Raw genomic sequence first — 26,077 nt, forward strand, 5'->3', positions numbered from 1 at the left:
GTAGGCCGGATAAGCGAAGCGCCATCCGGCGTTAAAGACGGTGCTAGACCCGGCCGTAGCGGTCCTGGAAGCGCACGATATCGTCCTCTTCCAGATACGAGCCGGAGCGCACCTCAATTAAGTCGAGAGGAATTTTCCCCGGGTTCTCCAGACAGTGCGTCGCCCCCAGCGGAATATAGATGGACTCATTTTCGCCCAGCAGCTTCACTTCACCGTCGATGGTGACTTTCGCCGTACCAGCTACCACCACCCAGTGCTCCGCGCGGTGGTGGTGCATCTGCACCGACAACCCCTCGCCCGGTTTCACGGTGATGCGCTTCACCTGATAACGCTCGCCCGCATCGATGGAGTCGTATTTCCCCCACGGACGGTACACTTCGCGGTGGATGTGGTGCTCGTGTCGGCCATCCGCCTTGATCTTCTCAACCACTTTTTTAACGTCCTGCACGGCGTTACGGTCGGCAATCAGCACGGCGTCTTTCGTCTGGACCACGACCAGATCTTTCACCCCGACCGTAGTCACCAGGCCGGATTCGGCGTAGACGTAGCTGTTCTCGGTTTTGTGGCTAATCACATCACCGTGATGGACGTTACCCTCCGGGGTATGGGCGCTGATCTCCCACAGAGAGGACCAGGAGCCCACATCGCTCCAGCCCGCATCCATCGGCACCACCACGGCGTCTGCCGTGCGCTCCATGACCGCGTAGTCAATAGACTCTTCCGGGCAGGCGAGGAAAGCCGCTTCGTCGACGCGGATAAAATCGAGATCCGGATCCACCACGTTCATGGCTTTTTCGCAGGCGCTCAGGATATCCGGACGGTATTTCTGCAACTCCTCCAGATAGCGACCGGCGCGGAACAGGAACATGCCGCTGTTCCAGTAATATTCCCCGCTGGCGACGTAGGCCTGCGCGGTTTCCAGATTCGGTTTCTCAACGAACTGCGCAACGTCAAACGCCACGCTGTCGCCTTCGCCCGGCGTTACGTTGCCGCGACGAATATAGCCATAGCCGGTTTCCGGCAGATCCGGCACGATGCCGAAGGTCACCAGTTTGCCGCTTTCCGCGTAAGGAATGGCCGCGCGAACCGCGTCGCGGAAGGCCTCTTCCTGCTGAATAACATGGTCTGCCGCCAGCACCAGCATCAGCGGATCACAATCCGGGCTGCTGCGTTTTGCCGCCAGCGCCGCCAGGGCGATCGCGGGTGCGGTGTTGCGTCCGGCAGGCTCCAGAATGATATTTTCTGTGAGTTTGTTCAGCTGGCGCAGCTGCTCGGCAACAATAAAACGGTGCTGTTCGTTACAAATCACCACCGGGCTTTCACACTCCACGCCCTGCAGACGGTTTACCGTCGTCTGCAGCATGGTGAGATCCCCTTTCAGGCAGAGGAACTGTTTTGGATAGAGCACGCGGGACAGCGGCCACAACCGGCTACCAGAGCCACCAGCCATCACAACCGGATACAAAGTGGTTTGACTCATGATTTATCCCCGTATATCTGCAATAAATTGGCTCAGCACGTTCTCTTTATCGAGCGTGCGTTCGGCATATTCACGTGCCACCGTGTTTACTTTTGGCATGGCAAGTGCCTGTTCAATGCCGGAGACCAGCGCCGGGACCGATTCCGGCTCCACGCACACCGCAATCCCCGGGTAGCTGTCACACAGCTGGCCTAATTCGGTTTCGGCTTCGGCCGTAATCACTGCGTTACCGCCCACTGCCAGAATGTTGGTCAGCTTGGACGGCAGCACCGCATCCGCCGCGCCGCGTTTTTGCACCACCAGATGGCAGTCGCCCATCTTCAGCAGCGCAGGCAGTGCCTCGTAGGACTGAAGCGGGAAGAACTTCACGTTGGACAGGCCGCGCTCGCTCGCCATCTTTTCCAGCCGCGCTTTCCCACCGCCCTGCCCGACAATCACAAACATCCATGGATGCTGGCTCAGCTGCTGAGCCGCTTCAATCACGTTCTCCAGCCCCTGCTTTTCGCCGATGTTGCCTGAGTAAAGAATGATTTTTTGATCATCAGGCAGACCGAGCTCTGCACGTAACGTCTGGGCGTCTTGCTCAGTCACGTCGCGAAAACGCGCCACTTCGGACCAGTTCGGGAAGAAGATCACCTTCTGGGCCGGGACGCCCTTCTCCTGCGCCTTGTTCATCATTGAGCGCGAAATGGTCGAGACATAATCGACGTTATGCAGACCGCTGCGCTCAAACGCGCTGGCGAGCTTCGCCACCTTGCCGCCTTTGCTTTTGCCTGCCATCCCCAGGCCCAGCATGGCGTCGACTTCATAATCCTGAATGTGCAGCAGGGTGCGGGCGCCGGAGAGTTTGCCCAGCAGGCGCATGCCCGGCGTGCAAAACAGCGTCGGCACCACGCCGATGATGCGATCCGGCTTCCAGCGACGCTGCGCCATCAGCGGGAAGAAGCTGCTCAGCGCAAAGCTGCCGAGATGAATCAGCCGTTTCAGCGTCGAGGGCTGCTTTGGCACATACAGCGGACAGCGCCAGACGGTCGCCGCACCCTCTTCGCGACGGTAGCGCCAGCTTGAGTAGCGCTCCCCCACTTTCCATTCCGGGTAGTACGGCGGCGCGGTAATGACCCGCACGTCATGTCCCTGGCTCGCCATCCACTCGACCATCTCGCCGGTATATTTCCCGATACCGGTCAGCTCCGGCGAGTAGTTGATTCCATACACCAATATTTTCATAAGCCCGGCACCTCAGACTGACGATCGGCAAGGAAATAGGCACGGCTGTTGTCGTGCACATTGTCGCTCGCCAGCAGCGCCTCTGGCGTCTGCCAGCGGTAGTCGTCATGCTGAGAATCAGGCAGACGCAGGTCTGCCTCACTCACCTTCAGGCGGAACCCCAGCACGATGTAGTGCGTGGAGAACCCGGTACCTGAAAAGTTATCGTCATAGAAGTGCTGCCAGACCCCGTAAAACTGGCCCGCTGCCATCGGCAGCTTCAGGCCCAGTTCCGCCAGAGTGAGACGCTCAAACGCATCGCTCAACGTCTCATCCTTCTGCACGCGCCCGCCGGGCACGAACCAGAAGCCCTGAGCAGGACGGTTGGTTCGTTTCCCCAGCAAGAACTCGCCGCGTTCGTTCTCCACGATCAAATCAATTGAGATGAGCGGAGTGGAACGCACCACCGTGGCAAAATCTTCCTGACTTAAAAACATCATTACCCCCGGAAGCGATGCTGGTTTTCCAGGAACCACTGGTAGGTACTGGCCAGCCCCTGCTCCAGTGACACCTCGTGATACCAGCCCAGCTGATGCAGTCGGGTCACGTCCAGCAGTTTGCGCGGCGTGCCGTCCGGCTTGGTGGCGTCAAACACCACGCGGCCTTTGTAGCCCACCACCTGCGCGATGGTTTGCGCCAGCTCGCGAATGGTGCAGTCCACGCCGGTGCCCACGTTGATGTGCGACAGCATCGGCTCGGTGTTCTCCTGCCACACTTCGCGATCCAGCTCCATCACGTGAATGCTGGCGGCAGCCATGTCGTCCACGTGCAGAAATTCCCGCATCGGCGTGCCGCTGCCCCACACCACCACGTCCGGTGCGTTCTCGGCGGTCGCCTCGTGGAAACGACGCAGCAGCGCCGGGATCACGTGCGAGTTGCTCGGGTGGAAGTTGTCGTGCGGTCCGTACAGGTTGGTCGGCATCACCGAACGATAGTCACGGTTGTACTGGCGGTTGTAGGACTCGCACAGCTTGATCCCGGCAATCTTGGCAATCGCGTACGGCTCGTTGGTCGCTTCCAGGGTTCCCTGCAGCAGCTCGCTTTCGGCGATCGGCTGCTTCGCCATTTTTGGGTAAATACAGGATGAGCCGAGGAACAGCAGCTTGTTCACGTTGTGCAAATGCGCCGCGTGAATGATGTTGCTCTCGATCATCATGTTTTCGTAGATGAAATCCGCCGGGTAGGTGTTGTTGGCAACAATGCCACCCACCTTCGCCGCCGCCAGATACACCTGGTCAATGCGTTCGCTGGCAAAGAAGTCCTGTACCGCACGGCTGTCGAGCAGGTTCAGCTCGTCACGCGTGCGGACTATCACCTCGACGTCACCGCGCTGTTCCAGCTGTCGAACAATCGCGGAACCCACCATTCCGCGATGACCGGCGACAAAAATACGTTGTTTTGTCATTCTCAGGACTCCAGCGCGATGGCAACCTCGTAGCCATGAGACTTGAGCAGAGAGTGTTTTTTCGCTGCTTCAAGATCTTTGGCCACCATCTCAGAGACCATCTCCTGCAGAGTGGTTTCTGGTTTCCAGCCCAGTTTCTCGTGCGCTTTGGTTGGGTCGCCCAGCAGGGTTTCCACTTCAGCAGGACGGAAGTAGCGCGGGTCAACCTGGACAATTACGTCGCCTGGCTTCACGCCCGGCGCGTCGTGACCGGTCACGGACACCACGATGCCCTTCTCTTCCACGCCGGTACCTTCAAAGCGCAGTTTGATACCCAGCTGCGCGGCAGCCATTTCCACGAACTGACGTACGGAGTACTGCACGCCGGTGGCAATCACGAAGTCTTCCGGTTGGTCCTGCTGCAGCATCATCCACTGCATTTTCACGTAGTCTTTGGCATGGCCCCAGTCACGCAGGGAGTCCATGTTGCCGAGGTGCAGGCATGATTCCAGACCCTGCGCGATGTTGGCGATAGCGCGGGTGATTTTACGGGTCACGAAGGTTTCGCCGCGGCGCGGTGATTCGTGGTTGAACAGAATGCCGTTACAGGCGTACATGCCGTAGGATTCACGGTAGTTCACGGTGATCCAGTAGGCGTACAGTTTTGCTACCGCGTACGGAGAACGTGGGTAGAACGGCGTGGTCTCTTTCTGCGGGATTTCCTGCACCAGACCGTACAGCTCAGAGGTGGATGCCTGGTAGAAACGGGTTTTCTTCTCCAGACCCAGGAAGCGAATGGCTTCCAGCAGACGCAGGGTACCCATGGCGTCCACGTCAGCGGTGTATTCCGGAGATTCGAAGGAGACCGCAACGTGGCTCATCGCGCCCAGGTTGTAGACTTCATCCGGCTGCACTTCCTGCAGGATACGGGTCAGGTTGGAGGTATCGGTCAGGTCGCCGTAGTGCAGGTGGAATTTCGGGTTCGCCGCGTGCGGATCCTGGTAAATATGATCGACACGTTCGGTGTTGAAAGAAGACGCACGACGTTTAATACCGTGTACTTCATAACCTTTTTCCAGCAGTAACTCTGCCAGGTAAGAACCATCCTGCCCGGTAACGCCGGTGATGAGAGCGACTTTAGACATGTTTATATTCCTCTGTACTTATCAAAGTTTTTCAGTTTCAACGCGTTCGCGTATCACCACTGCGGGGTTGCCACGGCAAACTGTATTTGCCGGTAGCGATTTAAAAACGCTGCTGCGGGCACCGACTACCGTGCCATCACCAACAGAAACACCCGGTGCAACAAAAACATCCGTTGCCAGCCAGCATTTTTCGCCAATCACAACAGGCGAAGCGGTAATATCAAAATGCTGACTCATAAAGTCATGGCTGCCGGTGCACAAATAACATTTCTGTGACACCACCGAATTCGCGCCAATCGTAATCTCGCCCAGGGTATATAACACCGCGTCATCCCCTACCCATGCGTAATCCCCGAGCGTTAATTTCCAGGGGTAGGTAATTTTTACCGATGGCCGAATGACTACGTTTTTTCCGATTTTTGCGCCAAACAGGCGCAATAAAAATGCTCGCCAGCGGTACAATATTTGCGGTGACCAGGCAAATAACGTTGCCTGAACGGCCCACCACAGTTGCACTTTAATACCGCTCCCGCCCCGAAAACCTTTCGGCACGGAGAAACCGCTCAGATCCTGCATTGCGTTTCCTTATATTCAGGCTTTGTTATATAAGGTTTTCGTTTTACCTGTCGTACGCAGGCGTAATAAATAAGATAATTCCGCCCAGAACCCCGGCACGCGTAATATTTTACGCTGCACGTTTTTGGCATCCTGGCACAATTCCAGATTATTAGACGTTGACACGCCGCCCATTGAAAATTCCGACACCAGGCCTTTCAGGCGACGGAACGGGTAGCCGGATTTATACAAACTGGCGGCCAGCGCATAATCCGAAGAGACTTTATATTGCAAATCGTAAGGCTGTTTTTTCAGACCCTTAACCGGGAAGAATATGGCCTGATGGCTGGCCGGCAAGCTGTGGTAGATATACCAGCCTGGCTTCGCGCTCCGGCATATTTTATGTCCGTCGCCAAAATCGAGCAGCGCGTCGCCAATATACATGGCATCCTCTTTCTGGCGCGCCAGCTGACGGGCAAACAGTGCTACATCGTCATGGAAAACATCACCGGAATTGAGGAAGATGGCATAGCGCCCTTGCGCCATGTTGATGCCTTTGTTCATTGCATCGTAGATGCCTTTATCTTTCTCGCTGACGTAGCGTAAGTTGAACTCACCGTTGAGTTTTTCGAGAAACTCCGCTGTTCCATCGTTCGAGCCACCGTCGACCACAATCCACTCAAAGGTGAGGCTTGGGTCGCGCGCCAGGTTACGCAGCGAGCGCCAGGTTTTTACCACCCCTTCGTAATTACGAAAAGCGACAGTAATGACGCTAAGAAACATAAGACCACCTCGTCATGAATTCGTAATATTAAGCGCTTTACGCAAAATAAACGGACAAACAATTAAGAACGCATATTCCGGGCTAAATATTGACCCGGTAAAAAACAGCGACACCGGTGTGAACAGATAAAGCTGCACGCGAAAGTTCTGGTTATCCCCAAACGCGTTAATCATCATTTTGAAAACTTTAAACAGATACCACAGCGTCAACAGTACGGCGAACCACGAAAAATAAATAATTAACAGATACAGACCATTGTCTATGGTTTTACCGACATCCGCACCGTTAAAGATTCCGAATGATGCAACATATTCGTAAAGTGAGCCGAATCTTACTACGCCATCAATATGGGTTAAGGAATAACCCACCATCACCAGTGGACCAATAATGCGATAATAGGACGAAGACCCTTCCGTTCCCAAATCACCCAGACGCTCTGAGATGTATGGGAATGCAAATATCACGCCTACCAGAAATACCGTCAGGGAGATAATCGCCAGCGGCAGTTTTTTCTTAATCGCCTCTTTGTTCAGGTACTGGAACGCCCACTCCAGCAGGTAAAACAGGATAAATGTCATTACCCCTGAGAACGATCCAGACAGAACAATTCCTGCAAGAATCATAGCATCGGTCTTAGGCGTTTTGATACCAAACTGTTTGATGCTGAGCCAAATTGAGATTAATGCCAGAGCAAAAAATGCCGGTTCAAAATAGAGCGCGGTGGTACGTTTCCCGCCAAACTTAATGAAGTTCAATACATAGCTGTTGCTGTAAATGAGATATTTCGAAATTATCTCCATCAGGCTGCTGCCACCGGTGAGAATAATTTGCGCCATCTCCATGGCAGCAAGCATAACAATTAACGCAACGGCAATATAAAAGAACCTAAGGATTTTCCGATAATTGTGCGGAGAAATAGTTTTAAACCGAATACTCCAGACCATACCGATAATAATGACAATATAAACAAACAGCATGGTCGAGGTGACGTATTTACTGGCATCCAGCGACTGGCCAAAGATGTAGTTAAACAGCGTCAGGCCCGTGCCCAACCCTAAGGCAATCATCAGCTTCTTCAGGTTGATTTTATCGACATACAGCAGAAGCAGAACGGGCAAAAAGGTGACGATGGTTATCGGGAAGCTTTCGCCGAGCTGGGCAATCTTGACGTTGACCAGCAGGTAGATCAGCGGCAGCAGCAGATAACTACAGATTCTGATAGAACGAGACATACTCCTCCAGCATCTGTTGTCCGCTGTACGCCTTGCGGCTGCGGTTGCGGAACGATTCCAGGTCAGTGCCAAAAACAGTCCGGGCAATCTGCGCCTTCGGCAATTGAACCAGCGGCAAAATTTCCTGTTCCGCGAAGGTTTTCCCGCCGGATTTCTCCAGCACTTCTCGCGCCGCGTCGCTGTGGGTGGCAAGTACCGGTACACCAATGGAGAGCGCTTCACAGAGGATCAGCGGATAGTTATCCACGCGGGAGCTGAACACCAGCGCATCCATTTCATTCAGCGCGCTCATCAGTTTGCGTTTGTCGGTTTCAAACCCGTGGTTCACCACGTTGGCCCCTTCGAACGGCGAGAATTTGCCGAAGGTGTGCAGTTCAATTTTGTCACCGAGCGCCATCATGTCGCGCACCAGCTGCTGGTTGGTTTTGCCGTCGTAGCGCAGGTCATGGGCAACGATAGCGATTTTCGGTTTGCCTGTGGTTTCCGCCACCGGCGTCAGTTCGGCAAGAATGGCTTCCGTCGCCACGTCGATGCCGTTGTTGATAATCTGGCAGCGCCCTGCCCCGTACAGGCTGTTGAAGGCATCGGCCACGTGCTGGCTCGGGGAGATAAACGTACAGCCGAGCGAGAGCATGTCGCGAAACAGCTGACGCTTTCCTTCCACCAGCTGGTGGGCGCGGTCCACTTTCACCGGCGGGTAGTTGCTCAGGGTCGGGCATTTCTGACAGTTATTTTTCCAGCCTTCGCAGCCGTCGGTAAACGCGCAGCGGCCGGTCACGCTCCAGTGATCGTGCAGCGTCCAGACAAAGCGGGTATCGGGCTTGTGGGCCTTCACCTTCTGGCAAAACGCCACCACCTCTTCCAGATTCAGCCAGTAGCTGTGCAGCACGTGAAAATGGAGCACAACCGGGCCGGTGGTGCGCGTCACCGTGCGATAGAGGGAATTCAGGTTGCCAAACAGATCGCGGTTAAACAGACGGAACAGCGCAATGTTGGCAATCGACGTCAGACGCGGCGTGTGCTTCTGCACCTGCGGGAAGTTATCGTGGCTGACGCTTTTCTTGCCGCCTTTGCCATAGCCGTAAATAAACCGGGACTGAAGTCCTTTTTGCAGGGCGCGCTGATGCAGATCCAGCGCCACGCCTGCTGCTCCGCCTTCTGCGAGGCGTACGTTAAATTGCAGAATGTTCATTTAATCACCTTCACGCGGGCTTTTTCTCCCACCACCAGCGCGTTATCCGGAATGCTGTCCAGCACCACGCTGCCAGCACCAATCGTGACGTTGTTACCAATCGTGATGTCACCAATGATTACCACGTTCGCGCCCAGCTCAACGTTATTGCCGATGACCGGGCAGGCCAGGCTGTCTGGCCCGCGGTTGCCAATGGTGACCGCATGACGAATGGTGAAATCATCCCCGGCGACCACAAACTTGTTGATCACCACCGCATAGCCATGGTGGATGGTGAAGCGGCGGCCAATGGTGGCAGCGGCCTGAATCTCATAGCCAAAAAAGCATTCCGTGATGATGCGGTACAACACCAGAACCGGTGCCGCCCAGAGATTGTTCAGCACGTTTTTCTTGCGCCACACCGAGCAGAAATGGGCGATGCGGTACGCCAGAACCATGCAGCACGGGCGCAGGCTCCAGCTGTTTGCGCGGCAATCTTCCAGAAACATTATTTCCCCCGAAGTCCATCAGCCAGGCGCTTACCGTTACGTACGGAAAGCAGCGTCAGCAGCGTGCGCCAGTTCATGCGCTTATTGCGGATCTGATAGAGGGTAAAGAGCTGATATTTACGGCTGGCACGGTCAAACTTGTCCTTGTGCTTGCGGTAAAAATGGAAGTAGCCCGAGAATTTCTTCGGCGAGGAGGTGATTTGCATCTCCCCGTGGTTGATGTGCAGGATCTGCGTGGCCTCTTCCACTTTCCACGGCTCGCCATACTCCACCACCATGCGCAGGAAGATGTCGTAATCCTGCGCGGCCTTCAGTTCGGTATCGAACAGGCACTCTTTAAAGCGCCACGCCCAGGTAAAGACCTGATTACCGATAATGTTGCGCTTGTAGAACAGGCGACGGGAATACGGTGATTTCGGATACAGCGGCAGACTGGCCGGCTGCGAGTACACCTCGCCCTGGCAGACATAGTCGTTGGCATACAGGAATGCGTGCGTGACCAGCTGTTCTTTGTGCGAGAGGAACACAGACAGGCGGTTTGGCGTCCATTCGTCATCGTCATCGATCCCGGTCAGATACTGCCCTTTGGCCTGCATAATCGCCTGATTACGCACCGCGCAGGCACCGGAGTTAATCGCGTTGTGCGTATAGACCACCCGCGGATCGTTGAGGTCAGTTACAAATTTTTGCAGCTGTTCATACGAGGAGGAACAGTCATCCACGATGATCAGTTCCCAGTTATCGTAATCCTGACGTAGTACCGACTTAATTGCGCGGATCGCCAGCTGCTGACGATTCCATGTCGGCATATAGATTGAAATCAAAGGGCTATATGTACTCATCATTTCCCCTTACCCCTCACCCTGGCCCTCTCCCCGGAGGGGAGAGGGAGAAAAACTGCACCAAGCCGTCCCCTCTCCCCTCCGGGGAGAGGGTTAGGGTGAGGGGGGTTGTGTTTATATTTTTTGCTTATTTACTGTCAGACTTATATTCGTACTCGTAATACCCGTAATCCTGATACCCGCTCGCGCGGCGGAAGATGGAGTTCAGGATCACCCCTTTCACCTCAATACCGTTTTGCTCGAAGCGGCTCAGGCTGGTTTCCACCTCTTTCAGGGTGTTCACCGCATAGCGCGCTACCATCAGGGTGGTCCCCGCCAGGCGCCCTACCACGGCGGCATCGGTTACGGCCAGAATTGGCGGCGTATCGATCAGCACCAGGTCATAGTTTTTGCTCGCCCACTCCACCAGCTCGGTGAACCGTTCGCTCATCAGCAGTTCAGAGGGGTTTGGCGGCACCTGACCACGCGGGATGAGATCGAATTTCGGGATGGTGGTCGGTTTCGCGCTCTGGCTAATGTCACCTTTGCCGAGCAGGATCTCCGACAGACCGTTGACGTTATTGGTACCCAGCAGTTCGTGGGTATAGCCCTTACGCATATCGCAGTCGATCAGCAGCACACGCTTGTTGGTCTGGCTGACCACCGCCGCCAGGTTGGCGCAGACAAAGGTTTTGCCGATTGACGGGCTGACGCCGGTCAACATCAGAACGTTGTTTTTGGCCTGCATCATGGCGAAGTGCAGGCTGGTACGCAGGCTACGTATCGCTTCGATGGCGAGGTCGGTTGGGTTACCCACCGCCAGCAGCTGGCTCTGCTTGTAACGCTTGACGCCTTTGATGGTTTTGACGCTGTCGCGGGATTTTTGCCACTCCGACAGCGGAATGCTGGCATAGACGTTGATACCGCTCTCTTCCAGCACCTGCGTGCTTTCGATGCCGCGGTTGAACAGCGAGCGCAGCAGCACACCCACGATGGAGAGCATCAGGCCGAGAATAATGCTGCCGAGAATGATCAGCGCTTTCTTCGGCTTCAGCACGCCAGGCTGGGTGATCGCCGGGTCGACGATGCGCACGTCACCGACGGTACTGGCCTCAGTGATTTTCAGCTCCTGCTGTTTATTCAGCAGCTGCATGTAAACCTGCTGGCCGGACTCCACGTCACGGGTCAGACGTACAATTTCCTGCTGGGTTTTCGGCATCGCGGTGACGCGGTCATTGAGCTTCGCCTTCTCCTCTTCCAGGGTGCGGCGTTTCTCCAGCAGCGTGCGGTAGGCCGGGTGACGCTTGGTATACAGCTTGGAAATCTCCGCCTCTTTGAAGGTCAGCTCGTTGAGCTGGGCATCGATGTTAACCATCGAATCGAGGACCGATTTCGCCTCCAGCGGCAGATCGACAGAGTCTTTATCCTGACGATAGGCATTCAGCTTGTTCTCGGCTTCATCCAGGCGGGCGCGCACTTCCGGCAGCTGTTTTGACAGGAACGCCAGGCTTTTCGCCGCTTCAGCCGACTTACGCTCAACGTTCTGCTCAAGATAGTTGCGGGTAATGCTGTTCAGGATGTCACGGATTTGATCCTTATCTTCACCGGTAAAGGTCATGCTCAGCACGCCGGTGTCCTTACCGTTTTCGGTCACAGTAAGGTTGTTTTGCAGTTTATTAATCATCCCCAGCGTGGAGAATTTGGTGACGGTAAACTCCCCGCCTTCCTGGGCGTTGATCGCGCTGACCATCATGCTGACGCCATCTTTGGTCAGCATCTGCCCCACTTCTCCGCGTGCGCTAAAGCCCGCATCGCTGGTTAACTGGTACTGTTTCGGACCGAGCACCGTCAGGGTAAAGGTCTGATCGGCGGCCCCTTTCGGCAGCACGAAGTCCGTCACTTTCACCGTGTCGTTGTTTCTGCCCATCAACCGATCCCAGCCGGCACCAAAGATCGGGAAGGTGTTTTTGGTGACGGAGATATCAAGCCCGAGGTCGTGAACCGTTTTGCCCAGCACCAGGCGCGACTGGATAAGCTGAATTTCAGCCTCGGACGCCGGTGGCTTGTTCGCCAGCGCAGAGCCAATGTCCTGCACCAGCGAGTTACCGGTGTTCTGCTCGATCTGCACCAGCGCGTCGGCGCTGTAGATTGGGGTGGCGAACAGCGTGTAGACGACGGCCGCAGCGGCAAACACGGCGGTAATGCCCAGCACCCACCACTTTGCCTCGACAACCGTGCCGACCAGACGCCCAATATCAATTTCATCACTGCCCGAAGTCGGGGCGGCAGAAGATCGTGTTTTTTCTGTCATTGTTATCCCTGCTGAGCTTTCAGTGCCTGCGCCCACTGCTGGGCAGACTGATCAAGTAAGGTGTAAACCGCCTCGAAGGCCTCAAGGCTTTTGCGATACGGATCGGGGATTTCGCGTTCATTGTCCCAGTGACCAAACAGCATCACTTTGCCGCGCATCTCCGGCGCGATATCGCACAGCGCATGGATATGGCGTTTCTCCATCGCCAGGATCAGGTCGTACTCCCGGCACATGCGGCTGGTGACCTGACGGGCAACGTGACCGTCAAGGGAAAGGTTATGATCCCGTGCGACGCTCGTTGCCCGCTCATCGGCACCTTTACCGACCAGCGCACCCAGCCCTGCGGAATCAACGGTCAGTTCGGGCTGGTAGTGTTTCAACAACCGTTCAGCCGTGGGGGAACGGCAGATGTTCCCCACGCATACCACCAGAATTTTGTTAAACATCGCGAATTACCAGGTATGAATGTCGCGCGCCGTATCCGTCATGTAGCGAACGCCACTGATGGTTGGCAGCAACTGGTTGATCAGACGGTTCCAGCGGGCAACCGGCGCGGTGGTGACATACACCACATCGTATGGCTGGAGACGGAACTCCGTCGCCATCACCAGAGAGGTCGCATCGGACATATCCAGCTGGTAGATGTTGGCAATCTTGCCTTTCGCACTGCCTTCACCCTTCAGCGGACGGATGACGAAGATACCGGTCGCGTTAGAGGTCGTCAGATCGATACCTTCAGCATTGCCCAGCGCTTCGGTCAGGGTCATACCGCTGAAGTCCATTTTGAGGGTGCTCTGTTTCTTCACTTCACCCATCACGAAGACTTTCAGATCGTCGTTGCGTGGTACGTAGAGAATGTCGCCCGGATAGAGCAGGCGGTTCTGGGTCAGATCGCCGTTTTGCATCAGCGCCTGCAGCGAAATGCGCTGCTCTTTCCCGTTATGGGTCAGCACCACGTTGCGCCAGTCGGCACCGTCAGTTAAGCCGCCCGCGGCGTTAATGGCATCCAGCACGGTCAGCGGCACGTTGGTAATAGCCTGCTGGCCGGATTTATTCACCTGGCCGGAGATATAGGCTTTTTGCGAGCGGAATGCGGCGATATTAACGTCCACCTGCGGATCGGCGATGTACTGCGCTAAGCGGCCGGTAATATCACTACGGATCTCGGCAAGCGTTTTGCCGGCAACATGGACCTTACCAATATAGGGATAGAACATGGTGCCATCTGACTGCACCCAGTTACCGGTGTCGCTTGAGCTGCGGTACTGGCCCGCGGGTGTGGTCAGTTCAGGGTGGTCCCAGACGGTCACGTTAATCACGTCACCTGGCCCCACGCGGTACTGATAAGAGGCAATTTCCTGGTCCAGCGACATATTCGGCTGGGCAACATTCGGACGTGGACGTAATTGTTCGACCAGTCGAGGCGTAAGTGGATAAACATTCACCATTTTGTCGAGATCAAAATCGGCATCCTGTTGCTTGATCACATCCTTACCCATTGTTGACATATTGCTGCCGGGAAAGACCGTGCAACCACTCATCAAGGTCACAGACACCAATAATGGCATCAATTTCATTTTGGATTTCATCATTGATTATTTATCACTTTGGCAGAGTAATTATCCTGTGCAATTTAAATAAGCTCGGGTCGTATTGGGTTTCAGCATGCAGTTAATCAAATAGAAATATAACTGGCATCAGTCCTAAAAAAAGCTTATTCATCCATTGGCTATTGACAGAATAATCGAGGCTGATTCACACGCTTTCAGGCACGCTACCGCCCTTGGCTTTCAGTTACCAATTCACTGACTAAACAATGTGTTATGGATAGACACCCTCTTGAGCAAGGTCTTCTGGAAATATATCACCCGCTGGCGATGCCCGACGGATAATGAATAACCATCCATGAAGACCGAACAATAATAGCAACACTGAGATTTAACATTTGATGCTGGGAGAATTGTTGCAGCTAACCTAATAGCAGGCAAGGAGACAACTGTCCTAATATCGGTTTTTAAGATTAATATTAAGAGCAAACTTTTGACCTTTTAGGATTTTCTTTATATTGACAAAAAGAGAGCTAAAACCATCACCTGCGATATATCCTAAAATGATATTCCGGTAATAAAAGAGACGTATTTTCCTTATTTACAGGGTCAGCAGAACAGGCTCTTTTTAGCGAGACGTATTAAGAGAAATCTCAGCCCGGCATTGCAATTTCCCCCGGCTTTATCCATGATCGAAGTGTGACATTCGTCATATAACAGAAGGTATTGCTATTACTATGGAATGGATTGCCGATCCCTCAATCTGGGCCGGGCTGGTTACGCTGGTCGTCATCGAGCTTGTGCTCGGGATTGATAATCTGGTCTTTATCGCCATCCTCGCTGAAAAACTGCCCCCTTCCCAGCGCGACCGCGCGCGCGTGACGGGTCTGCTGCTGGCGATGGTGATGCGCTTACTGCTGCTGGCCTCTATCTCCTGGCTGGTGACCCTGACTCAGCCGCTGTTCGCCATCCACGGCCTGAGCTTTAGCGCCCGCGATCTGATCATGCTCTTCGGCGGGTTGTTCCTGTTGTTTAAAGCCACCGTAGAACTCAACGAGCGGCTCGAAGGTAAAGACAGTGAGAACCCGACCCAGCGCCGCGGGGCGAAATTCTGGCCGGTGGTGGCACAAATTGTGGTGCTGGATGCGGTCTTCTCCCTCGACTCGGTGATCACCGCCGTCGGGATGGTGGACCACCTTGCGGTGATGATGGCGGCGGTGATTATCGCCATTACGCTGATGGTGATGGCCAGCAAGGCGCTGACCCGGTTTGTGAACAGTCACCCGACCATCGTTATCCTCTGTCTGAGCTTCCTGCTGATGATTGGCTTTAGCCTGGTGGCCGACGGTTTTGGGTTCCATATTCCGAAAGGCTATCTCTACGCCGCCATTGGCTTCTCCGTGATGATTGAGGCGCTTAACCAGCTGGCGATATTTAACCGCCGCCGCTTCCTTTCCGCGAATCAGACCCTGCGTCAGCGCACGGCCGACACGGTCATGCGCCTGCTGAGCGGTAAGAAAGAGGATGCGGAGCTGGACGCCGAATCCTCCGCCATGCTGGCCGATCACAGCGAAGGGCAAATCTTTAACCCGCAGGAGCGGCTGATGATTGAGCGGGTGCTCAATCTCAACCAGCGCACGGTCAGCAGCATCATGACCTCGCGCCATGACATTGAGCATATCGACCTGACGGCCCCGGAAGCGCAAATCCGCGCCCTGCTGGATAGAAACCAGCACACCCGGGTGGTAGTGACCGGCGGTGAAGAGGAAGAGGAGCTGCTGGGGGTGGTGCACGTCATCGACCTGCTGCAACAGCAGCTGCACGGCGAGGCGCTTAATCTCCGCGCTCTGGTACGCCAGCCGCTGGTGTTCCCGGAGGGGCTACCGCTGCTCTCCGCCCTGGAGCAGTTCCGCAACGCGCGCACGCATTTTGCCTTTGTGGTGGATGAGTTTGGATCGGTTGAAGGGCTGGTCACGCTCAGCGACGTGATGGAAACCATCGCCGGTAATTTACCTAACGAGGTGGATGAGATTGATGCCCGCCATGACATCCAGAAAAACGCCGACGGCTCCTGGACGGCCAACGGCCATATGCCCCTTGAAGACCTGGTGCAATATGTGCCCTTGCCGCTGGATGAAAAACGGGAATATCACACCATTGCCGGCCTGCTGATGGAGTATTTGCAGCGTATCCCGCAGCCGGGGGAAGAGGTTCAGGTGGGGGACTATCTGCTGAAAACACTGCAGATTGAAAACCATCGCGTACAGAAGGTTCAGCTCATCCCGTTGCGGGACGAGGAAGAACTCGATTTTGAGGTGTAGGTAAAACAAAACGGCAACCCGGTTGCCGTTTTAGGGTTTGCTCCCTCTCCCGTGGGAGAGGGATGGGGTGAGGGCATCAGGCCGCACTGGCAGCCGGGTAAGCGAAGCGCCACCCGGCACAACGGTATCACAGCTTATCGAGCAGCTTTTTCACATCCTTCCCGGTCTGCGAATCTTTATTCCGATCCGCCCAGCTGTTCAGCCGACGTTTGGCTTCATCCTGCAGATGCTTACGCAGGATCTGATCCACCTGCAGGCTGTAATTCAGCGCCTGCCATTTGCCATAAACGTTCAGCGGGATCGGCGTCTCTTTCAGGAAGTCGATGAGCTTACCCTGGCCCTGCCAGCCGGAGAGCACCCGGACGTTAAAGTGCGTATCCGCCGTCTCTTTTACCAGATCCAGCGAACCCTCTCCCGTCAGCGACAGCATGGAAGAGGTTCCCTGCATGTCGGCCAGCGTCAGCTGTCCGTTATCCAGCGTCAGGTCCGTGGAGAAGCTGTCGAGGCGCGTGGCACTGTCGTAGTTCTCCTGCGCTTTCACATCGCTGCTGCGCTCCACCGCCTGCTGGACCAGCTGCTGGAAGTTAAGCCCTTCCATACGGGAGTCTTTTAAATCAATGTGCGCTTGTCCCTGCCAGTCGCGGCGGAAAGCATCAGCATCAATTTTGGTACCCGAGAAGTCACCGGCCAGCGTCAACTGCCCTGTCAGGGCTATCGGATAGTTAAACGCTTTCAGGATGGTGCCGATCTCAACGTTGTCGAGACGCGGCTGGAACTCGGCGCTGCCGACGTCTTTGCGGACATCCAGCGTACCGGGCAGTGAGAGGTGCCCAGCGCCCATCTTGCCGCTCAGTTCGGAGATCACCAGCAAGCCATTATGGTTGAACATCTGGCTGCTCACGTCAGTAAAATCCATGCCACGCCAGCGCAGGCTATTGGCTTTCAGCAGAATATCCGCCGTGAATCCGCGCAGGGCGTTGTAGTCGGGTTGATCAAGATTTGACGAGATAACCGGACGAGAGACCGGCATCTGGCTTTGCCCCGTTTGTGCGGCATCGCTGTCCGTTGCGCTGGCGGGCGGCGGTGGCAGTAAGTTTTCCAGATTGAGCTTGTCGAACTGCAGATTGAGCACCCACTTCGGTTTCTCTTCGAGCGTGACGCTCGCCTGCCCTTTCAGGCTACTGTCATTCGCCTGCAGGCTGAGATTATCCAGCTCAATCTGCTTTTGTTCTTCACGCCACACGGCCTGCAACGTCCCCTGCCCGGTAATTCCCTGAGCAGGAAGATCGGCCCCCGTGAGCTGCCAGTTCAGCTGCTGGATGTCGGCCGTGAGCTGATGCGGATAGTCAGACGCATTGACGCTGGCATTCAGCGACAGGGTGAGATCGCGCTGATCGCGGTTCACGCGCCCGCTAAATTCCACGGCGGCAAGATGATTAGCATCCTGTTCCATCTGCAGATTAATGTTGCGAACGGTAACCTGCTCTTCGTCCTCATGCTGGAAAACCAGCACGCTGTCGGCCACTTTCAGTTTGCCAATATCAAAAGACCAGCCGGTATCAGACGGCTCATCAGGCAGGGTATTTTCATGCGGCGCCACCGGCGCATTCGCATCACGCACGGCTTCGGTTTGCGGGGTGAGCTGAATCACCGCGCCTTTCAACATCACCTGTTTAACCTGCAGCTGATGGGAAATAAGCGGGATCAGCGACACATCAAGGCGCATGTTGTCTGCGGAAACCAGCGGCTGGGAGGCCCCCGGCGCCGTGAGCGACATGCGGCCAGAGAGAATGCTGAGCTGCGGCCAGACGTGCCAGCGCAGCGGTCCATCAAGTTTCAGTTGATAACCACTGCGTGCCTCGACCTGCCGCACCATATATGCGCGGAAATCATTAGGGTTAACCAGCAGAACCAACGCCGAAAGGCCAGCAACCAGCACCACCAGCAAAATCATCAGCGTTGTCAGAACTCTTCTCATGGCATCCTCAATGGACTCGCGTTCAGTCTTTATCAATACGGCTGGCGACCGCGCCCTGCTGGTCGCGGTACTTTGCGTCCTGACGACGGTTATAAGGACGATCGGCCGGGCCCGTCAGCGGTTCAAAGCTTAACGCACCGATCATCATGCCGGGACGCAGCGCCAGAGGCAGTTTACCGGCATTGAAGAACTCCAGCACGATACGCCCTGACCAGCCGGGATCGATACGGTGCGCGGTCACGTGCACCATCAACCCCAGTCGCGCCAGGGAAGAACGGCCATCAAGCCAGCCGACGAGGTCAGCAGGCAGGGTAACGGATTCATACGTCACCGCCAGCGCCAGTTCACCCGGATGCAGATAAAAGGCCTCACCTTCGTCAATAACGATTTCGTCACTCATCACGCGATCGAGCGCGGCGCTCACTTCGTCCTTCGGCCCGCTAAGGTCAATGAACGGCGCGGTATGGCCGCTAAAGGTGCGGAATTTATTCCCCAACCGTACATCAACGGTCACCCCATTGATACGCTCCACGGGTGGACGTGGGGTAATAGACAAACGGCCTTCATCCAGCCAGGCTTCAATATCGCGATCACAAAGACGCATGGCACTCTCTCCTTTCATGCATCGTACCCTGAGGCAATAAGCACTCAGGGTAAAACCAGGTTATCTCTGAACGGTACACAATTCGCGCGGCTTATTCAAAAAACTGGCTGATTTTCGCTTTTAAGATATCAATCGCAATGCGGTTTTTGCCCCCGCGCGGCACGATGATATCGGCGTATTGTTTGGAGGGTTCAATAAATTGCAGGAACATCGGGCGGACCGTTTTCTGGTATTGCGCCATCACGGAATCCATCGAACGGCCACGTTCATTGACGTCACGCTTGATGCGGCGCATCAGGCAGATATCCAGGGGGGTATCAACGAAAATGGAGAAGTTCATGGATTCCCGCAGGCGGGCGTCGGTCAGCAGCAGGATGCCTTCCAGGATAATGACCTTTTTCGGTTCAATGCGGATCGTTTCCTGAGTGCGGGTGTGTTCGACATAACTGTAAACGGGCAGCTCGATCGCCTGGCCGCTCTTAAGCGCTTCTAAATGCTGGAACAGCAAGCTGTGGTCCATGGCATTGGGGTGGTCATAGTTGGTTTTGACGCGCTCTTCCATCGACAGATGGGATTGATCTTTGTAATAGCTGTCTTCGGGAATGACGCCGATATGCTCATCACCTACTTGTTCACGCAGTTCGCGGTAAAGCGTACTGGCAATAAGACTTTTACCTGAAGCCGATGCGCCGGCGATACCTATAATGACGCACTGATGAGACTTATCAGTCATAAATTTAGCGACCTGATTAACCTGGATGTTAAGGAAGGACGACGCCGGAGCGTCAAACGCGGCAATTATAGGGATTTCGCCGGCGTGATACCAGTCGAATGCACAGGTTCTGCGAGACTGCCCGAAAAGTGACGCATTACACCCTGAGTGAAATTTAAATGAACGTTTTTTCAGCGTTTAACCGTTTTTTTTCACAGAGCTTCTATTTAATAAGTCTGTGGTGTCAAATTCTGAACAGTCACCATATGAATTGTAAATTGTTTGTACTAGCATAAACCAAATTATCAAATTCACGCATTCGGACATCTTCCCTGACGGCATGGCGTCTCTGGATAAAGCGGTAATGAATAAACAATACCAGCGGGTTTTGGTTACCACCCCACATCCTTTATTACGACTTGTCTGTCTGGGCCTGGTCACCTTTATCTTTACCTTGTTTTCGCTGGAGCTCACCCGCTTCGGTACCCTGCTGGCCCCGCTCTGGTTTCCCACTGCCATCATGATGGTGGCGTTTTACCGTCATGCCGGAAAAATGTGGCCGGGAATTGCGCTGGCCTGTTCGTTTGGCAATATTCTGGCCTCATGGATGCTGTTTTCCTGGGGATCGGTAAGCCTGATCTACCCCACCATCAACGTGATTGAGGCCGTTATCGGCGCGTTGTTCCTGCGCAAATGGCTCCCGTGGTACAACCCGCTGCAGAATCTGAATGACTGGATCCGCGTAGCCGTTGGCAGCGCGCTGGTGCCGCCGCTGGTGGGCGGCGTTCTGGTGTCTCTGCTGGCACCCGGTGCTGAGCCCGTGCGCAATTTCTTCGTGTGGGTGTTGTCCGAAGCCATCGGCGCGCTGGCGCTGGTGCCGCTGGGCCTGTTATTTAAACCCCATTATCTGCTGCGCCACCGTGACCCGCGACTGCTGCTGGAGACGCTGACCACGCTGGCCATAACGTTAGCCCTCAGTTGGGCGGCCATCACCGGGCTTCCGTGGCCCTTTACCTGTGTGATCGTTCTGCTGATGTGGAGCGCCGTGCGCCTGCCGCGGATGGAGGCGTTCATGGTGTTTCTGGTCACCGTGATGGTCGTGTCGCTGATGATTGCCCGTAACCCTCTGGCGCTCACCACCCAGCATGCCGGGCCGATGCTGAACGCGCCGTGGCTGCCGTTCCTGATGCTGCTCCTGCCTGCCAACGTGATGACCATGGTGATGTATGCCTTCCGGGCCGAACGCAAGCACATCACCGAAAGCGAAGCGCGTTTTCGTAATGCGATGGAGTATTCCGCCATCGGTATGGCACTGGTCAGCATTGAGGGCAAATGGCTGCAGGCCAACAAGGCGCTGTGCAACTTCCTCGGTTACAGCCAGACGGAGCTGCAGTCGCTGACCTTTCAGCAGCTGACCTGGCCGGAAGATCTCGATACCGACCTGGAGCAGCTGGAACAGCTGGTCAACGGAGAGATCAATACCTACACCCTCGAGAAGCGTTACTACACCCGTAACGGAGAGGTGGTCTGGGCGCTTCTTGCCGTCTCCGTCGTGCGTCATACCGACGGTTCACCGCTCTATTTTATCGCCCAGATTGAAGATATTAACGACCTGAAGCAGACCGAATGGGTCAATAAACGTCTGATGGAGCGCATTACGCTGGCGAACGAAGCGGGCGGAATTGGCATCTGGGAGTGGGATCTGGAGCCAGACATTATTAGCTGGGATAAGCGGATGTTTGAGCTGTATGAAATTCCGCCGCACATCAAACCCACCTGGCAGCTCTGGCACGACACAATGCTGCCGGAAGATCGCGCCCATGCAGAGAAGGTTCTGCGAGACTCCCTTATCTCCCGTCTGCCGTTTAAGCTGGAATTTCGCATTCGCGTGAAGGAAGGCGTGCGCCATATTCGCTCTCTGGCGAACCGGGTGCTGAATAAACAGGGTGAAGTCGAACGACTGCTCGGCATCAACATGGACATGACCGAGGTGAAGCAGCTTAACGAGGCCCTCTTCCAGGAAAAAGAGCGCCTGCATATTACCCTCGACTCCATCGGTGAAGCGGTGCTGTGTACCGATATCAACATGAACGTCACCTTTATGAACCCGGTCGCCGAGAAAATGAGCGGCTGGCTGCAAACCGAGGCGATAGGCCAGCCGATCCTGAAGGTGTTGCACATCACCTTTGGGGAACAAGGGCCGCCGATGGAGAATATTCACAGCGGCGATATGTCCCGTTCGGATATCGATCAGGATGTGGTGCTGAACTGCCGTACCGGTGGAAGCTTCGATATTCATTACAGTATTACGCCGCTCAGCACGCTGGATGGACAGAGTATTGGCTCCGTGATCGTCATTCAGGACGTGACCGAGTCGCGCAAAATGCTGCGTCAGCTGAGCTACAGCGCTTCCCACGATGCCCTGACCCACCTGGCAAACCGGGTCAGCTTCGAAAACCATCTCAAACGCCTCCTGCAGACCGTGCGCGAGACGCGCCAGCGGCATGCGCTGGTGTTTATCGATCTCGATCGCTTTAAAGCGGTCAACGATACGGCTGGCCATGCCGCCGGCGATGCCCTGCTGCGGGAACTCTCTTCCTTAATGCTGACCATGCTCCGCTCCAGTGACGTACTGGCCCGTCTGGGCGGGGATGAGTTCGGGTTACTGTTACCCGACTGTAACATTGAAAGCGCACGCTATATTGCCGGTCGCCTGATTCAGACGATCAATGACTATCACTTTATGTGGGAAGGACGCCTGCACCGGATCGGCGCCAGCGCGGGTATTACGCTGATTGATGAAAATAACCATCAGGCGTCAGAGGTCATGTCGCAGGCGGATATTGCCTGCTATGCCTCGAAAAACGGCGGGCGTGGCAGGGTGACGGTTTACGAACCCCAGCAGGAGCGGGACCACAGCACGCGTAGCATGATGTCGCTTGATGAGCAGTGGCATATGATTAAAGACAACCATCTGATGATGATTGCCCGCAGCGTCGCCTCCCCGCGCATCCCGGAAAGCAGCAACTTCTGGCTGATTTCGTTACGCCTGTGGACCAGCCAGGGTGAAGTCCAGGAAGAGCACGCCTTCCGATCGGGCCTGGCAGAGCCAGAGCTGTTGCACGCCCTCGACAGACGGATTTTCAGCGAGTTCTTCCGCACCTCCGCCGCTCAGATCGCCAGTAAAGGGATGGGTGTCGCACTGCCGCTGTCTGAGGCCGGTTTAGCCAGCGTGACGCTGGTTGATGAACTGCTCGACCTGCTGGATAAAAGCCCTATGCCGGGTCGCCTGCTGCATCTGGTCATCTCTGCCGATGTGGTCTGTAACCCGAATAAAAACCTGGAGCAGGGTCTGCAGAAGCTTCGCGAGGCAGGCTGTCGCGTGATCTTCAGCCAGGTGGGACGCGACATGAACGTCTTCACACACCTGAGCGCAAATATGGCCGACTATCTGCTGCTGGACGCCGAAGTGGTGAGCAACGTATATGGCAATCTGATGGATGAAATGATGGTCACCATCATCCAGGGTCATGCCCAGCGTCTGGGCATGAAGACCATCGCGGGTCCCTGCAATCAGCCGATTATGATGGATACGCTCTCCGGCATCGGCATTGATTTTATCTATGGTGACACCATCGCCGAGCCGCAGCCGCTGGATCTACTTCTCAATACCAGCTACTTCGCCATCAACTGACGGTGCCCAGCCGTCGGTATACCAGATGTGCAGCAGCGCGTACGAGCGCCACGGCTGCCAGCGCTCGGCATAACGCCGAATTTGCGCGGGCGTCATCCCGGCAAAGCGTTGCTTAATCAAATAATCATCCGGCAGAAACACATCTTTTGCCTGCCAGCCGCGCAGGGCCAGATAATTTGCCGTCCAGCGGCCAATTCCCGGCCGCTGCTGTAACGCTTTCATCCCCGCCTCAATGTTCGCGGGCGGGAAAAGCGGAAACGTCCCGTCAATGACCGACTGCGCCAGATGAATCAGCGACTCCGCGCGCTTTACCGGCATGCCCAGCGCTTTCAGTGCCAGCGGGTCCGTGGACGCCAGCGCCTGCGGCGTGGGGAAGCAAAGATAGCCGGGGCAATCCGCTACGGGTTCCCCGCACAGCGCCACCACGCGTGATGCCAGCTTCGCCGCCATCGCCACACTCACCAGCTGCCCGAGGATAGCCCGGACACCCTGCTCGTACGCATCCATCGCCCCCGGCAAACGCAGGCCCGGCCGCGCGGCGCCGAGATCGCCCAGCGTGTCTGCAATTTGCTGCGGGTTACAGCGGAGATCGAACAGGCGGGCGATACGTTCAAGACAGGTCTGCGCCACCGGAATAAGACCCGGGCTCAACGTCACGTTCAGCGTAGAGGTGGCGAGGTCCGGCGTAACGCGAAAGACTCCCTGATGTCCCTCGCAGGCAAAGCTGCGTTCATAGTAGTCGCGGGTGACGGTTTCAATACCCGTCACCGCACGGGCGCCAAGAAAGCCAAACATCCATTGCCAGTCGTAGGGGGGAAGCCAGGTCAGGGTATACATCGTTGCTCCTTTTTTTATCTTATACCCTAAATAATTCAAGCTGCATGAAGGCGGCAAGAGAGTGAATCCCCAAGAGCATAGATAACTATGTGATTGGGGTGAACGAGCGCAGCCAACGCGCATGCAGCTTGAAGTATGACGGGTATATCAGCATAAACGGAAAGACCCTGTTTTGCCTTGCTTTCATATTCCTGTTGTCGCCGGACGGGCATTCCGCTAAAGTCTCGCCCCTTCTCACTGGCATGGGGATTTATCGTGTTTATTGGATTTGACTACGGTACGGCAAACTGCTCGGTTGCGATTATGCAAAACGGGCAACCACAGCTCCTGAAAATGGAAAAAGAGAGCACGCTGCTGCCGTCAATGCTCTGCGCACCCACCCGCGAAGCGGTCAGCGAATGGCTGTTCCGCCACCATCAGGTTCCGGCCACGGCGGCGGAAAGCCAGGCCTTGCTGCGCCGGGCGGTCAGTTTCAACCGTGAGGAAGATATTGACGTCACGCCATCCAGCGTGCAGTTTGGCCTTGCCTCGCTCGGGCACTACATTGAAGACCCGGAAGAGGTCTACTTCGTAAAATCACCGAAATCCTTCCTCGGCGCCAGCGGATTAAAGCCGCAGCAGGTCGCGATGTTTGAAGATCTGGTCTGCGCGATGATGCTGCACATCCGCAATCAGGCGCAGATGCAGGTTCCTGATGCGATTACCCAGGCGGTGATTGGCCGTCCGATCAACTTCCAGGGGCTGGGCGGTGATGAGGCCAACCAGCAGGCACAGGGGATCCTGGAGCGTGCCGCGCACCGCGCCGGCTTCCGCGACGTGGTGTTCCAGTACGAGCCGGTTGCGGCGGGGCTGGATTTTGAAGCCACGCTGTCGGAAGAGAAGCGTGTGCTGGTGGTCGATATCGGCGGCGGAACGACGGACTGCTCGCTGCTGCTGATGGGACCGCAGTGGCATCATCGCCGTGACCGGGAAAACAGCCTGCTGGGGCACAGCGGCTGTCGCGTGGGCGGTAACGACCTCGATATCGCGCTGGCCTTTAAGAGCCTGATGCCGCTGCTGGGCATGGGCGGGCAAACGGAAAAAGGGATCGCCCTGCCGATCCTGCCCTGGTGGAACGCTATCGCCATCAACGACGTGCCTGCGCAAAGCGATTTTTACAGCACCGCGAATGGCCGCTTCCTGAACGACCTGGTGCGCGATGCCCAGGACGCCGAAAAAGTCGCCCTGCTGTATAAAGTGTGGCGTCAACGCCTCAGCTACCGCGTGGTACGTACCGCGGAAGAGAGCAAAATCGCCCTCTCCGATCGCCCGGAACATGCGGTCTCCCTGCCGTTTATCAGCGACGATCTGGCAACCGCCATCTCTCAGGAGGGGCTGGAGACGGCGCTCGCTCAACCGCTGCAGCGTATTCTGGAACAGGTGCAGCTGGCGCTGGATAACGGCAAAGAGAAGCCGGACGTGATCTACCTGACCGGAGGAAGCGCCCGTTCACCGCTGATTAAAAAAGCGCTGGCAGAGCAACTGCCAGGGATCCCGATTGCCGGTGGGGATGACTTTGGATCCGTCACGGCGGGTCTTGCGCGCTGGGCGCAGGTGATGTTTAGGTAATATTGGTGCGGTCTGGTGCCCTCACCCCGGCCCTCTCCCACTGTACGGTCCGGGGACATAGTGAACGCTTGTTCGGGGACATGGTAGACACTTACAACTAAGGCATAAGAACCCGTTT

Annotated in this window: 21 protein-coding genes; 3 read left to right on the top strand and 18 right to left on the bottom strand. The window is 55.8% G+C overall.

Annotation, left to right across the window (positions count from 1 at the left end):
* Positions 1 to 43: 43 nt before the first annotated feature.
* From cpsB to GM298_RS21365, 14 genes are all read right to left on the bottom strand, one after another.
* Positions 44 to 1,480, bottom strand: coding sequence for a mannose-1-phosphate guanyltransferase (gene cpsB, locus GM298_RS21300; protein WP_025758735.1), 1,437 nt, complete (start codon positions 1,478 to 1,480; stop codon positions 44 to 46).
* 3 nt (positions 1,481 to 1,483) lie between these two features.
* Complete coding sequence (wcaI, locus tag GM298_RS21305) at positions 1,484 to 2,707, bottom strand: colanic acid biosynthesis fucosyltransferase WcaI (RefSeq protein ID WP_025758734.1); 1,224 nt, start codon at positions 2,705 to 2,707, stop codon at positions 1,484 to 1,486.
* A complete protein-coding gene (locus GM298_RS21310; RefSeq protein WP_126801346.1) occupies positions 2,704 to 3,183 on the bottom strand; it encodes a GDP-mannose mannosyl hydrolase in 480 nt (159 codons plus the stop codon). Before GM298_RS21310 ends, wcaI begins: the two co-directional genes overlap by 4 nt.
* Positions 3,184 to 3,185: 2 nt before the next feature.
* Positions 3,186 to 4,151, bottom strand: coding sequence for a GDP-L-fucose synthase (gene fcl, locus GM298_RS21315; protein WP_025758731.1), 966 nt, complete (start codon positions 4,149 to 4,151; stop codon positions 3,186 to 3,188).
* 2 nt (positions 4,152 to 4,153) lie between these two features.
* Positions 4,154 to 5,275: a GDP-mannose 4,6-dehydratase gene (gene gmd, locus GM298_RS21320; protein WP_095450367.1), complete on the bottom strand. Its 1,122-nt coding sequence runs from the start codon at positions 5,273 to 5,275 to the stop codon at positions 4,154 to 4,156.
* A gap of 21 nt (positions 5,276 to 5,296) precedes the next feature.
* Entirely contained in the window at positions 5,297 to 5,851 is a 555-nt protein-coding gene (gene wcaF / locus GM298_RS21325; protein WP_025758729.1) for a colanic acid biosynthesis acetyltransferase WcaF, read from the bottom strand.
* 15 nt (positions 5,852 to 5,866) lie between these two features.
* Positions 5,867 to 6,613: a colanic acid biosynthesis glycosyltransferase WcaE gene (gene wcaE, locus GM298_RS21330; RefSeq protein ID WP_025758727.1), complete on the bottom strand. Its 747-nt coding sequence runs from the start codon at positions 6,611 to 6,613 to the stop codon at positions 5,867 to 5,869.
* 12 nt (positions 6,614 to 6,625) lie between these two features.
* Positions 6,626 to 7,846 (bottom strand): colanic acid polymerase WcaD, encoded by a 1,221-nt coding sequence (gene wcaD, locus GM298_RS21335; protein ID WP_025758726.1) that lies wholly within the window; start codon positions 7,844 to 7,846, stop codon positions 6,626 to 6,628.
* The gene (gene wcaC / locus GM298_RS21340) at positions 7,821 to 9,038 is read right to left on the bottom strand and encodes a colanic acid biosynthesis glycosyltransferase WcaC (RefSeq protein ID WP_059386427.1); all 1,218 of its coding nucleotides are present in this window, start codon (positions 9,036 to 9,038) and stop codon (positions 7,821 to 7,823) included. The genes wcaD and wcaC overlap by 26 nt, the downstream gene beginning before the upstream one ends.
* Positions 9,035 to 9,526 (bottom strand): colanic acid biosynthesis acetyltransferase WcaB, encoded by a 492-nt coding sequence (gene wcaB, locus GM298_RS21345; RefSeq protein ID WP_014170825.1) that lies wholly within the window; start codon positions 9,524 to 9,526, stop codon positions 9,035 to 9,037. Before wcaB ends, wcaC begins: the two co-directional genes overlap by 4 nt.
* Entirely contained in the window at positions 9,526 to 10,368 is an 843-nt protein-coding gene (wcaA, locus tag GM298_RS21350; protein ID WP_025758723.1) for a colanic acid biosynthesis glycosyltransferase WcaA, read from the bottom strand. The genes wcaB and wcaA overlap by 1 nt, the downstream gene beginning before the upstream one ends.
* A 127-nt stretch (positions 10,369 to 10,495) precedes the next feature.
* A complete protein-coding gene (gene wzc / locus GM298_RS21355) occupies positions 10,496 to 12,658 on the bottom strand; it encodes a tyrosine-protein kinase Wzc (protein ID WP_266155251.1) in 2,163 nt (720 codons plus the stop codon).
* Positions 12,659 to 12,660: 2 nt separating this feature from the next.
* Complete coding sequence (gene wzb, locus GM298_RS21360) at positions 12,661 to 13,104, bottom strand: low molecular weight protein-tyrosine-phosphatase Wzb (RefSeq protein ID WP_025758721.1); 444 nt, start codon at positions 13,102 to 13,104, stop codon at positions 12,661 to 12,663.
* Between the two features lie 6 nt (positions 13,105 to 13,110).
* Positions 13,111 to 14,250, bottom strand: coding sequence for a polysaccharide export protein (locus tag GM298_RS21365; protein ID WP_014170829.1), 1,140 nt, complete (start codon positions 14,248 to 14,250; stop codon positions 13,111 to 13,113).
* A 692-nt stretch (positions 14,251 to 14,942) separates the two neighbouring features.
* On the opposite strand from GM298_RS21365, the gene GM298_RS21370 reads away from it, so the two are divergent.
* On the top strand, positions 14,943 to 16,526 hold the full coding sequence (locus GM298_RS21370) for a TerC family protein (RefSeq protein ID WP_266155253.1): 1,584 nt from the start codon (positions 14,943 to 14,945) through the stop codon (positions 16,524 to 16,526).
* A 127-nt stretch (positions 16,527 to 16,653) separates the two neighbouring features.
* Here the strand turns inward: GM298_RS21370 and asmA are convergent, their stop codons facing one another.
* The 3 genes from asmA to udk all read right to left on the bottom strand — a co-directional run bounded on the left by asmA (position 16,654) and on the right by udk (position 19,841).
* The gene (asmA, locus tag GM298_RS21375; protein WP_025758718.1) at positions 16,654 to 18,504 is read right to left on the bottom strand and encodes an outer membrane assembly protein AsmA; all 1,851 of its coding nucleotides are present in this window, start codon (positions 18,502 to 18,504) and stop codon (positions 16,654 to 16,656) included.
* A gap of 22 nt (positions 18,505 to 18,526) precedes the next feature.
* Positions 18,527 to 19,108, bottom strand: coding sequence for a dCTP deaminase (gene dcd, locus GM298_RS21380; protein WP_020883257.1), 582 nt, complete (start codon positions 19,106 to 19,108; stop codon positions 18,527 to 18,529).
* A gap of 91 nt (positions 19,109 to 19,199) precedes the next feature.
* Positions 19,200 to 19,841, bottom strand: a complete 642-nt coding sequence (gene udk / locus GM298_RS21385) for a uridine kinase (RefSeq protein ID WP_008500855.1) — start codon at positions 19,839 to 19,841, stop codon at positions 19,200 to 19,202.
* A gap of 343 nt (positions 19,842 to 20,184) precedes the next feature.
* On the opposite strand from udk, the gene GM298_RS21390 reads away from it, so the two are divergent.
* Positions 20,185 to 23,514, top strand: a complete 3,330-nt coding sequence (locus GM298_RS21390) for a diguanylate cyclase (RefSeq protein WP_266155256.1) — start codon at positions 20,185 to 20,187, stop codon at positions 23,512 to 23,514.
* Here GM298_RS21390 and alkA read toward each other — a convergent pair.
* Positions 23,479 to 24,351 (bottom strand): DNA-3-methyladenine glycosylase 2, encoded by an 873-nt coding sequence (alkA, locus tag GM298_RS21395; protein ID WP_095450410.1) that lies wholly within the window; start codon positions 24,349 to 24,351, stop codon positions 23,479 to 23,481. The two genes, GM298_RS21390 and alkA, sit on opposite strands and share 36 nt — an antisense overlap.
* A 255-nt stretch (positions 24,352 to 24,606) precedes the next feature.
* Here alkA and yegD point away from each other — a divergent pair, with 255 nt between their 5' ends.
* Positions 24,607 to 25,959 (top strand): molecular chaperone, encoded by a 1,353-nt coding sequence (yegD, locus tag GM298_RS21400; protein WP_045285615.1) that lies wholly within the window; start codon positions 24,607 to 24,609, stop codon positions 25,957 to 25,959.
* The last annotated feature ends 118 nt before the right edge of the window (positions 25,960 to 26,077 follow it).

The organism is Enterobacter sp. HSTU-ASh6 (assembly GCF_026319105.1).
Taxonomy (GTDB): domain Bacteria; phylum Pseudomonadota; class Gammaproteobacteria; order Enterobacterales; family Enterobacteriaceae; genus Enterobacter; species Enterobacter sichuanensis.

Bases quoted from the DNA above. Each gene is read 5' to 3' on its own strand.
- wzb (WP_025758721.1), bottom strand. From the start codon at position 13,104: ATGTTTAACAAAATTCTGGTGGTATGCGTGGGGAACATCTGCCGTTCC.
- GM298_RS21365 (WP_014170829.1), bottom strand. From the start codon at position 14,250: ATGATGAAATCCAAAATGAAATTGATGCCATTATTGGTGTCTGTGACC.
- alkA (WP_095450410.1), bottom strand. From the start codon at position 24,351: ATGTATACCCTGACCTGGCTTCCCCCCTACGACTGGCAATGGATGTTT.
- asmA (WP_025758718.1), bottom strand. From the start codon at position 18,504: ATGAGAAGAGTTCTGACAACGCTGATGATTTTGCTGGTGGTGCTGGTT.
- wcaF (WP_025758729.1), bottom strand. From the start codon at position 5,851: ATGCAGGATCTGAGCGGTTTCTCCGTGCCGAAAGGTTTTCGGGGCGGG.
- wcaA (WP_025758723.1), bottom strand. From the start codon at position 10,368: ATGAGTACATATAGCCCTTTGATTTCAATCTATATGCCGACATGGAAT.
- gmd (WP_095450367.1), bottom strand. From the start codon at position 5,275: ATGTCTAAAGTCGCTCTCATCACCGGCGTTACCGGGCAGGATGGTTCT.
- fcl (WP_025758731.1), bottom strand. From the start codon at position 4,151: ATGACAAAACAACGTATTTTTGTCGCCGGTCATCGCGGAATGGTGGGT.
- wcaC (WP_059386427.1), bottom strand. From the start codon at position 9,038: ATGAACATTCTGCAATTTAACGTACGCCTCGCAGAAGGCGGAGCAGCA.
- GM298_RS21310 (WP_126801346.1), bottom strand. From the start codon at position 3,183: ATGTTTTTAAGTCAGGAAGATTTTGCCACGGTGGTGCGTTCCACTCCG.
- wcaI (WP_025758734.1), bottom strand. From the start codon at position 2,707: ATGAAAATATTGGTGTATGGAATCAACTACTCGCCGGAGCTGACCGGT.
- dcd (WP_020883257.1), bottom strand. From the start codon at position 19,108: ATGCGTCTTTGTGATCGCGATATTGAAGCCTGGCTGGATGAAGGCCGT.
- GM298_RS21390 (WP_266155256.1), top strand. From the start codon at position 20,185: ATGAATAAACAATACCAGCGGGTTTTGGTTACCACCCCACATCCTTTA.
- udk (WP_008500855.1), bottom strand. From the start codon at position 19,841: ATGACTGATAAGTCTCATCAGTGCGTCATTATAGGTATCGCCGGCGCA.
- cpsB (WP_025758735.1), bottom strand. From the start codon at position 1,480: ATGAGTCAAACCACTTTGTATCCGGTTGTGATGGCTGGTGGCTCTGGT.
- wcaD (WP_025758726.1), bottom strand. From the start codon at position 7,846: ATGTCTCGTTCTATCAGAATCTGTAGTTATCTGCTGCTGCCGCTGATC.
- wcaB (WP_014170825.1), bottom strand. From the start codon at position 9,526: ATGTTTCTGGAAGATTGCCGCGCAAACAGCTGGAGCCTGCGCCCGTGC.
- wzc (WP_266155251.1), bottom strand. From the start codon at position 12,658: ATGACAGAAAAAACACGATCTTCTGCCGCCCCGACTTCGGGCAGTGAT.
- GM298_RS21370 (WP_266155253.1), top strand. From the start codon at position 14,943: ATGGAATGGATTGCCGATCCCTCAATCTGGGCCGGGCTGGTTACGCTG.
- wcaE (WP_025758727.1), bottom strand. From the start codon at position 6,613: ATGTTTCTTAGCGTCATTACTGTCGCTTTTCGTAATTACGAAGGGGTG.